The sequence below is a fragment of the Candidatus Rickettsia kedanie genome (genome assembly GCF_045865205.1).
GTDB classification, from domain to species: domain Bacteria; phylum Pseudomonadota; class Alphaproteobacteria; order Rickettsiales; family Rickettsiaceae; genus Rickettsia; species Rickettsia australis.
Genome location: NZ_BAABMM010000042.1, coordinates 21288 through 29837, shown reverse-complemented (window position 1 = coordinate 29837; position 8550 = coordinate 21288). Strand labels below are relative to the sequence as shown.

The following is an 8550-nucleotide window of genomic DNA, read 5'->3' as shown; positions in this document are numbered from 1 at the left end:
AACTTCTTTAAAAATTTACGAATAGCTTGGGTAAGTTTTTGCTTAAAAGATAAATATAGGAAAACAAAAAAATCTACTTTATCTTCTCTTAAACTTATAAACATCCCTTAACTTGACGCGTATGGTTAGTAGGTACGTCCGTTTCTTTTATTTTTTATCATTATTAGTATTTTAAGTTATTTGTCTGGATACTGTGAAAGGACCCACGGTATGACACGAACGCGTTAGGTTCTACCCGTCTATCACAAAATAGGGCTATAGTTTTATTGAGAAAATGGTGCCAATGTGGGGATTTGAACCCCAGACCTACGCATTACGAATGCGCCGCTCTACCAGCTGAGCTACATCGGCTGAAATGTAGTTATGTTATTTGGGATATGTCATTCCTGTGAGGTATTGTTGCGTGGACCGGCTTTTCGTCATTGCAAGAAGAATTACGTAGTAATTCGACGAAGTAATCCAGTCAAAAATCCTGATTTACAGCATTTTTTTTTAATTATTTTTTGGATTGCCACGTCGCTTTACTCCTCGCAATGACGATTTGGCACCCATGCAACAACGTAGACAAGCCATGAGGTGACAATGAAGAGTTTTTATAAATGTGTCGAAAACCTTAAATGGAAGTGCTGCGTATCATCGTATTTCTTCTTCTTAACCGGGAAGCCCCAATCCATTCTAATCGGTGCAAAACGTGTTACCCAAATAAAGCCGAAACCAACGGAAGTTCTAAGCGATTTATCGTTATAAAAACCGTTTGGAGTTCTATATTTTTTCTTATTTAGACCTACTCCCCAAACACTTCCTAAATCCATAAAGACTGCACTGGTTAAATTAAATTCATCAGGTACAGGAATAGGGAAATTAAGCTCTGTTGAGAATGTATAATATCGCTCACCGCCAAGCCCTTCATTAGTGTTTTTTTCACGAGGTCCGACACCACCGCTTGCAAAACCTCTTAAACTATAATCACCTAAATTAAAACGATCTGAGATTCTAACGATTTTTCCTCCAAGCCCTGCAATATCACCACCGGAAGCAGATAGTTTTAAAGTAAGCTTGTTCTGTATGAAAGATTTATAATATTTACCGTCAACTTCATGTTTTATATATTTATTATCGCCTCCAACGCCCGCAAATGCTTGTGTGCTGCTTACTAAATAACCGTTCTTTGGAACAATTTTATTATCGGTTTGATCATAAGTAATAGTATGTCCTATAGCAGAAGTAATAAATCTTCCCATTTGCTCATTTAAGAATATTGAGCTTGATGGGGAGGGGGCGCTTAAAATATCACGTTTGATTAAATAATCTATTTCGTGACCTAAATCCTCTTTAATTTCATAACCAAGAGAGGTTTTGACTCCTGTAGAGTGTAATTTATAGTTTTGATCCGTTGTATTTAATACACTGGCACCGCGTCCTGTATAGTTTTTAAATGCGTTTACACCAAGTGATAAATCGCGATCTAAAAAATGGGGTTCAGTAATACCGCCATAATAGCTTGTACTGTTTTTACTTACTTGTACACCGGCGCTAAGCAGTTTACCGGTACCGACTAAATTACGCTCTAGGAAAGAGAAACGTCCGAATAAACCGCCGGCAGTATTATATCCTAAATCAAAACCTATAGAGGAAGTAGATTTTTCATCAACTTCAACATTAACATCATATTTATCTTTAGCTTTAGTCGGAGCTAAGCTAATTGCTACTTTCTCAAAATAATCTAAATTTCTAAGATTACGCTCACCTTTTTCAATATATGAACGGTTAATTATGTCCCCTTCTTCTGTTTTAAATTCTCTTCTTATAACATGGTCTTCGGTTTTAAGGTTATTAATAATATTAATTTTATTAATATAAACCTTATCGGCTTTCTCAATAATAAATTTAATATCTGCAGTATGATTAGTATTTTTCATTATATCCGGATGAACATTTACCGCATGGTAACCGTTTGCTGTAAAATATGCTCCGATTTTTTCAGCTATATCATTAACCGTTTTCATATTGAAAACCTTTCCTTGCTTAATATTAACAATTTTATTAAGCGGTGTTATATTTATATTAGTTAATTTATTGTCTATCGTAACATTACCGAAGCTATATTTTTCTCCCTCTTCAATGGAATAGGTAAGGGTGAAATATTCTTTAGTATTATTGAGTTCTGCCGATGCCGAAATTACTCTAAAATCTGCAAAACCTACAGATTGATAAAACTCTCTCAGTAATTCTTGATCATATTCCACTCTATCAGGATCGTAAGTATCGTTACTTTCTAAAAAACGAAACCAACGAGATTCTTTAGTTAAGACAACAGATTTAAGTTCTGAATCACTATAATTTTCATTACCACTAAAATAAATATATTTAATACCGGTTTTTGGTCCTTCTGCTATATCAAAAATAACCTTCACTCTGTTGTTTTCTAAATTTTCGATTTTAGGTGTTACTGTAGTAGCAAAACGTCCGCTACGTTTATAAATTTCTAATATTTTTTTTACGTCTAATTCGATTTTAGCTTGGCTAAGAGATTCGCCAGACATTGTATAAATTTCTTTAGCGAGCATATGGGTTTTGATTTTAGAATTACCGCTAAATACTACACTACTTATAAAAGGAGTTTCAGTAACGCCCACTATTAAATTACCCTCATTTGTTATATGCATATTTATATTGCTAAAAAGTGAGGTGGCATATAAACGTTTTATTGCCTCATCTTCTTTAGAATTATTATAGGTTTCTCCTACCTTAAGCTTTAAATAGCTCTCAATAGTAGAACGCTCAACCCTATGGTTACCTTCGATAGTTATTTTACGAATTACAGAGTCAGCTAATGAAATATGATAATAAAAAATCGTTAATAATAAAATTGTTAACTTACTAATTGATCTGATTTTCACCTAAAACCTTCTTTAAGATTTAATTTAAATTTCTAATGTTTAAATACGATGTCATACCGGGGCTTGACCACGGTATCCAAAAATAATAAATTAGATACCGCGATCAAGTCGTGGTATGACAAAGAACTGGATTCCCGCCTACGCTGGTATGACATTGAACCTGTACAACAACACTAGCCACTCCACGGGATGACAGGTGCATTTAAACGTAATTAATGTACTCCACTATAGTAGATAATATAAACGAGAGCAAGCAAATCTATAATTTAGGAAAATAAATTTTGCATATCGTTGAAAACAGAGAGTATAATAAGAAAAATTATTATTGCTGCTCCTAATTGTAACAAAATATTTTTAGTTTTAGGATTCGGTAATCTACCGGTAATTGCTTCATAGAGTATAAATATCAAATGTCCGCCGTCAAGCACCGGTATAGGTAGTAAGTTCAGTAACCCTAAGTTAACGGAAAGCATAGCTATAAATAATAGATACATTTGGGTTCCACCTGCTATAGATTTTCCTGACTCTTTAGCAATAGCTACCGGCCCTCCTATCTCATCTAATGAACGTTTTCCTACAATCATTTGCGATATTGCTTTTAGAGTTAAAGCAGACATATCTATAGTAGTATTAATAGCTTCCCAAAATCCTCCTAAAATTCCTATTTTAGTATGAATAGGTTCATTTTTAGCTATAATACCGATGTGAAGAGTTTTCTTAACTTTCTTTTCTTCGTGAGGCGATATAATTATTTCTTGAGGCATTATATTAACAGTAAATTCCTCACTTTTTCTTTCTATAGTTACAGTAGAAGCGCTAAAGCCGTTAATTAATATTTCTTTCTGTACGTCCCCAAAATCTTTAACAGATTTATTGTTAACCTTAACAATTTTATCTCCTTCTCTTAAGTCTGCTCTTTCTGCCGGCGATAAAGCTACTACATCGCCTATTATAGGAGGAATCTCTGTTTTTCCAAAGTAACAATAAAAACCTGCAAATATTATTACGGCAAGTAAATAATTAATTAACGGACCTGCCGCAACTATTAAAAAACGTTCTAAACAAGATTTAGCATAAAAAGCTACTTTTTTATTAACTTCTTTAGTCTTCTCCATAAGGCTGCGATCATAGCCGTAAATCTTGACATAACCGCCAAGCGGTATAAGACAAATCTTCCACCTCACCCCTCTTGTATCGGTAATGCTTATTAGTTCTTTACCGAAACCTATCGAGAATTCTTCAACTTTTACATTAAAATATCTAGCAATACAATAATGCCCAAATTCATGGATAAATACCAAGATGCTGATGGTTATAATAAACCCGATTATAGAGAGCATAAAAATTTTATAAGTTTACTAATAAATTAGTTTAAGGTATAAATTGCAAGGTTATAGATATCATTTCGTTGTTGTGATTGATATTGTTACTGCTTGGTTATGTCATTCCCGCCTACGCGGGCATGACATCAAGCCATATCATACTAACAATAACGAAAATTAAATTTTAAATTTCTTTCTCTATGAGTTCAAATAAAATTAATAAAAAATCAATTGCACGTATTGCAGCAGTGCAAGCTATTTATCAAAACATATTGCAAAATAACGAAGATATGGATGATATCATACAAAATGTACTTTCTTTTTATCGAAATGATAGTTCTATAACAAATTTACCGGACAATTTAAAAATATCATTAAGTATAAGTCATTTTAAAATCCTGGTAAAGTCAGTATTTGAAAATATTAATAAACTAGACGAAATTATCGACAATCATTTAACAAATGATAAAGATCCTGTACATATGCCAATCTTACTCCGAGCTTTATTGCGTGCCGGTATATATGAGCTATTGTTCTATCCTACTACGCCTGCTAAAGTAGTAATTAACGAATATACGGATATAGCACATGATATGTTAAATGAACACGAGATCGGTTTTGTTAATGCGGTATTAGACACAATAGCCAAAGAGAATAATAAAATTTCATGACAAATAATTTAAGCGGCTATAGAAATAAATGCGTTAGAGTTAAGACTTCTAAAAAACGTACTGTTTCTTCTAGTAATTGGCTTAGACGCCAATTAAACGATCCGTATGTTGCAAAAGCACGTATAGAAGGCTTTAGGTCAAGAGCGGCATATAAACTACTTGAAATTCATGAAAAATTTAAACTTTTTACTCCTAATATGAAAATTGTTGATCTAGGAGCAGCCCCTGGGGGATGGAGTCAGGTAGCTGCCAAGCTCATTAAAGCTTCGGATAATAGCCTAAATAATAAAATAATCTCTATCGATTTGTTAGAAATCGAACCTATTATCGGAGTTGAGTTTCTTCAAAAAGACTTTTTTGAAGAAACTACGGAAGAATTAATGATTCAGGTTTTAGACGGTAAAGCTGATATAGTAATGAGTGATATGGCATCAAATACCATAGGTCATAAAGCTACAGACCATATAAGAACCTTACTTTTATGTGAGCAAGCTTTTGAATTTGCTTTAAAAGTACTAAAACCATCCGGTCATTTTATTGCTAAAATTTTTCGTGGCGGTGCAGAAAATAAATTATTAAATAAAGTGAAGCGTGAATTTAAAACGGTGAAACATTTTAAACCTTCATCCAGTCGCAGCGAATCTACAGAAATCTATTTAGTTGCTCTAAATAAAAAATAACATATATAAATTTACTATATATGTTATTTTTTATTTAACATACTAGATAATCATTACTTATATCTCCTGTTGTTTTGACTGCCTGAGCATATTCTTGACTGCAGCTTTGAAAATTATTATATATCTCAACTAAATTAGCTCCGGTTTCAGTTTTAACGATTTGATTATATAAATTATTTTTTAAATTTAGAGTATTTTTAGCATATTTTTGTGTTCCTGCTTCCCAATCATCTACGGTTAAAGTAATATTCTGTTTCAAATCAGAAAAATTAACAAGTCCATGCTTACTGATCCCGGCTATTATTTCCTCACAGCCTTCGACTATTCCATTAATTCCTAGATATTTTGTAGCTTTTTGTTTGGCAAAATTATATAAATATGATGCCCATTCTTCTGATTGTGATAGTTCTGTTTTTTTACTAGGAAGAACCATTGTTGTTGTCCCCAAATGCTTATTAGTAATATTAATAAGATTATGTTTTGCATTATATATTTTAGAATGGGTAGCTAGCTCTTCTATTGGAGTTGTTACTTTTCCGGTAAAGAAATTTTTCTTGATAGCTCTTTCAATTATCGGTTTTGAGCCAGGGCTGTCAAAAGTTGTAGATTTATTAAAAGGTAGGTTACGAGAATGTATGTCTACTAAGGTTAAATCTGCAGATATTGCTCCAAGTGAATGACCGCTAGTATTAAAAATATATTCTGTAGCTTTACTTAAGCCGCCTAATTTGTTAATTACTTCATTAACAAATTCCTGAAGTGGAGTTAGTTTAGTAGGTACATAATGACAAGCGATAAGTAAGTCGTCTAGCAAATCATATATATTGAATTTTGTACCGGCACTAGCAATATGAACTTCTTTCGTTTCTTTATTTATAAATGCAACAGCTTTATAACCATATTTAACAGTGTTGACATAATCACATGAAGCAGTGAGTATTTCCCAGTCGCTATCTGTTAATTGTTCATTGACCTTTGATGCTTCTAGATTATAAATATTTAAATCATCTGTTTTATATGCGAGGTCTAACCCTATATAAGCAAGCTTTTTAGTGCTAATATGTTTAGAATTTTTGTACTTAGTCATATCTATCTACTTTTTTATCGAGATTACCATAAAATATGGTTTTTTCTAAAAAATGTCAAGCTAGTATTAATACTAATTAAACTTATTATTAAATAAAGGTTAACACTTGATTACCTTTGTTATATAGTACGCCTGCATTATATAACAAAACCATGAAACATGGTGATTAAAACAAAGGAGGTAAACTATGTATGCATTATTAGTACGTAATTTATTCGTAAATAATAAACCTATTACTTACGCATCTTTAATAGAAAAAGCAAAAACAGATTATAGTTTTTATACAAAATGAGTATCAGGAGGCTTTCTTGCAGGAATAAGTAGTTTGTTTACATCTAGTTGGTTAAACAAAATACCTTTAATAACAGGGGCTATTTTTGGTACTAGTTATTGGGCAAAATGCATGATGGATAGTAATGAACAAATAAAGCTTTTTACTAAAGCTCATGAAGCGACTAAAGCTGCAGGGTATTTAGCTACTTCGGAGTTAGAAAGTTTTGTATACGGTACTGCTGTAGATAAAAACGGTGTAGATCAATTTACCGGTAAATATATTGAAGGAACAAACGGTCAGATAATATCTAATACAATAACTCGTGTACCAACCTTAAGTTTAACGGAAGACGGCGTTGGTTACAAACATAATGGTGGTTATGCAATAGTATAATCAACAGATCGTGTGTTATATCAGGAAATACCTGGCGTGAAATGACAATATACAAATAAATTAGTTCTAGATACTAGTATTCCTTCTTTACATTGTTGTATTATTCAGCAGTTAATACAAAATGGCTATTCAAGCGACGATATTGAAAAAGCTTTAAGTTTAGGAACTGTTGAAAAGAGAGAAAGTTATAAAAATAAGAAATTAGCAGAATACAAGCCAAATTTTACAAGTAAGCTATGGTATGGTACAGAGAAAGCTATGAAAAATAAAGAAGTAGAACTTTCACAAGAAATACAGAAATATGCCAAAATAAATGAAGCTTATGAAGCATTATTTAATTATCATACTTCCGGTACTAGCGAAGAACAAGGAGATCAGTTTTATAGCTTTGATTATCATGATCTTAATGATGATCAAACTAACATCTTAGGAGATGAAGTATATATATCTGATAAGTAACTAAATACAAAACTTTCTAGAGAGTAAGGTTATAGATCTATAATCTTACTCTTTTTTATTTAATAACCTCTTTAGCTCTCTTTTCAAAAGCTATAATCATTTTTTCGGTTGCTTTGGTAAAATAAGTGCCGATTAATTTATCCAGTATTACGGATTTCATTTTAAAATCAATAAAGAATTTTAATTCAGTTCCTGCTGTGCATGGAACAAATTGCCAAGTACTTTTTAAATATTCAAAAGGTCCTGAAATAGCTACCGTATTAATCAAATATATTCCATCATCTGTTATTTCGCTTGTAACTCGTGAGTTATATTTTTCTGAAAAACCTTTTAACTTAATTACTAATTCAGCAATAACCTCTTGATTATTTTCTGAAATGATTCTAGAAGCAGAACACCAAGGTAAGAATTTAGGATAAGATGCTACATCCCACACCAAATCAAACAATTTCTGCAGTTGGTAAGGTAAAACCTTAATTTGCTCAAATGATGTCATAATATTAGAAATCCGTGACTTTACCTTTATGTTGCCAATCGCCGTATCTTGTCGGTTCTAGACCTTTAACACCACCGATTTCTTTTTCTTTTGGTACAGCGTCATTCACAAAGCTTGATACAGGCGAATTTTTTGAGTTAAGTCTGTACTCACGGACGTAAGTACGCTCTGTAGATTTACTCTTAAATTCATCCTGTCTGAAGCTTTCTGAATTTAGCTGTAAATTTTCTTCTTCTGATATATTATTATCTTGTTCATTCGTCATGGT

7 protein-coding genes, 1 tRNA gene and 1 pseudogene are annotated in these 8550 nt (G+C 32.2%); 3 read left to right on the top strand and 6 right to left on the bottom strand.

Features of this window, described 5'->3' with window-relative positions:
• Positions 1 to 275: 275 nt before the first annotated feature.
• The 3 genes from ACKTSD_RS07100 to rseP all read right to left on the bottom strand — a co-directional run bounded on the left by ACKTSD_RS07100 (position 276) and on the right by rseP (position 4240).
• Positions 276 to 351: transfer RNA gene (locus tag ACKTSD_RS07100), tRNA-Thr, on the bottom strand.
• A gap of 242 nt (positions 352 to 593) precedes the next feature.
• On the bottom strand, positions 594 to 2900 hold the full coding sequence (gene bamA / locus ACKTSD_RS07095; RefSeq protein WP_412708613.1) for an outer membrane protein assembly factor BamA: 2307 nt from the start codon (positions 2898 to 2900) through the stop codon (positions 594 to 596).
• Positions 2901 to 3166: 266 nt separating this feature from the next.
• Positions 3167 to 4240 (bottom strand): RIP metalloprotease RseP, encoded by a 1074-nt coding sequence (rseP, locus tag ACKTSD_RS07085; RefSeq protein WP_412708611.1) that lies wholly within the window; start codon positions 4238 to 4240, stop codon positions 3167 to 3169.
• 182 nt (positions 4241 to 4422) lie between these two features.
• Here rseP and nusB point away from each other — a divergent pair, with 182 nt between their 5' ends.
• Positions 4423 to 4893, top strand: a complete 471-nt coding sequence (gene nusB / locus ACKTSD_RS07080; RefSeq protein ID WP_412708610.1) for a transcription antitermination factor NusB — start codon at positions 4423 to 4425, stop codon at positions 4891 to 4893.
• Positions 4890 to 5573 carry an RlmE family RNA methyltransferase gene (locus ACKTSD_RS07075; RefSeq protein WP_412708609.1) on the top strand — a complete coding sequence of 228 codons (684 nt, stop codon included), beginning with the start codon at positions 4890 to 4892 and terminating at the stop codon, positions 5571 to 5573. The genes nusB and ACKTSD_RS07075 overlap by 4 nt, the downstream gene beginning before the upstream one ends.
• A gap of 34 nt (positions 5574 to 5607) precedes the next feature.
• Here ACKTSD_RS07075 and rlip read toward each other — a convergent pair whose 3' ends face one another.
• On the bottom strand, positions 5608 to 6660 hold the full coding sequence (rlip, locus tag ACKTSD_RS07070) for a secreted effector lipase Rlip (protein WP_412708608.1): 1053 nt from the start codon (positions 6658 to 6660) through the stop codon (positions 5608 to 5610).
• Positions 6661 to 6847: 187 nt separating this feature from the next.
• Between rlip and ACKTSD_RS07065 the strand changes: the two are divergent.
• Positions 6848 to 7786: pseudogene (locus tag ACKTSD_RS07065) on the top strand (hypothetical protein).
• A gap of 55 nt (positions 7787 to 7841) precedes the next feature.
• Here the strand turns inward: ACKTSD_RS07065 and ACKTSD_RS07060 are convergent.
• Together ACKTSD_RS07060 and ACKTSD_RS07055 are read right to left on the bottom strand one after the other, a co-directional pair.
• Positions 7842 to 8282 (bottom strand): type II toxin-antitoxin system RatA family toxin, encoded by a 441-nt coding sequence (locus ACKTSD_RS07060; protein ID WP_412708607.1) that lies wholly within the window; start codon positions 8280 to 8282, stop codon positions 7842 to 7844.
• Positions 8283 to 8286: 4 nt separating this feature from the next.
• On the bottom strand, positions 8287 to 8547 hold the full coding sequence (locus ACKTSD_RS07055; RefSeq protein WP_412708606.1) for a DUF1674 domain-containing protein: 261 nt from the start codon (positions 8545 to 8547) through the stop codon (positions 8287 to 8289).
• Between the last annotated feature and the right edge of the window lie 3 nt (positions 8548 to 8550).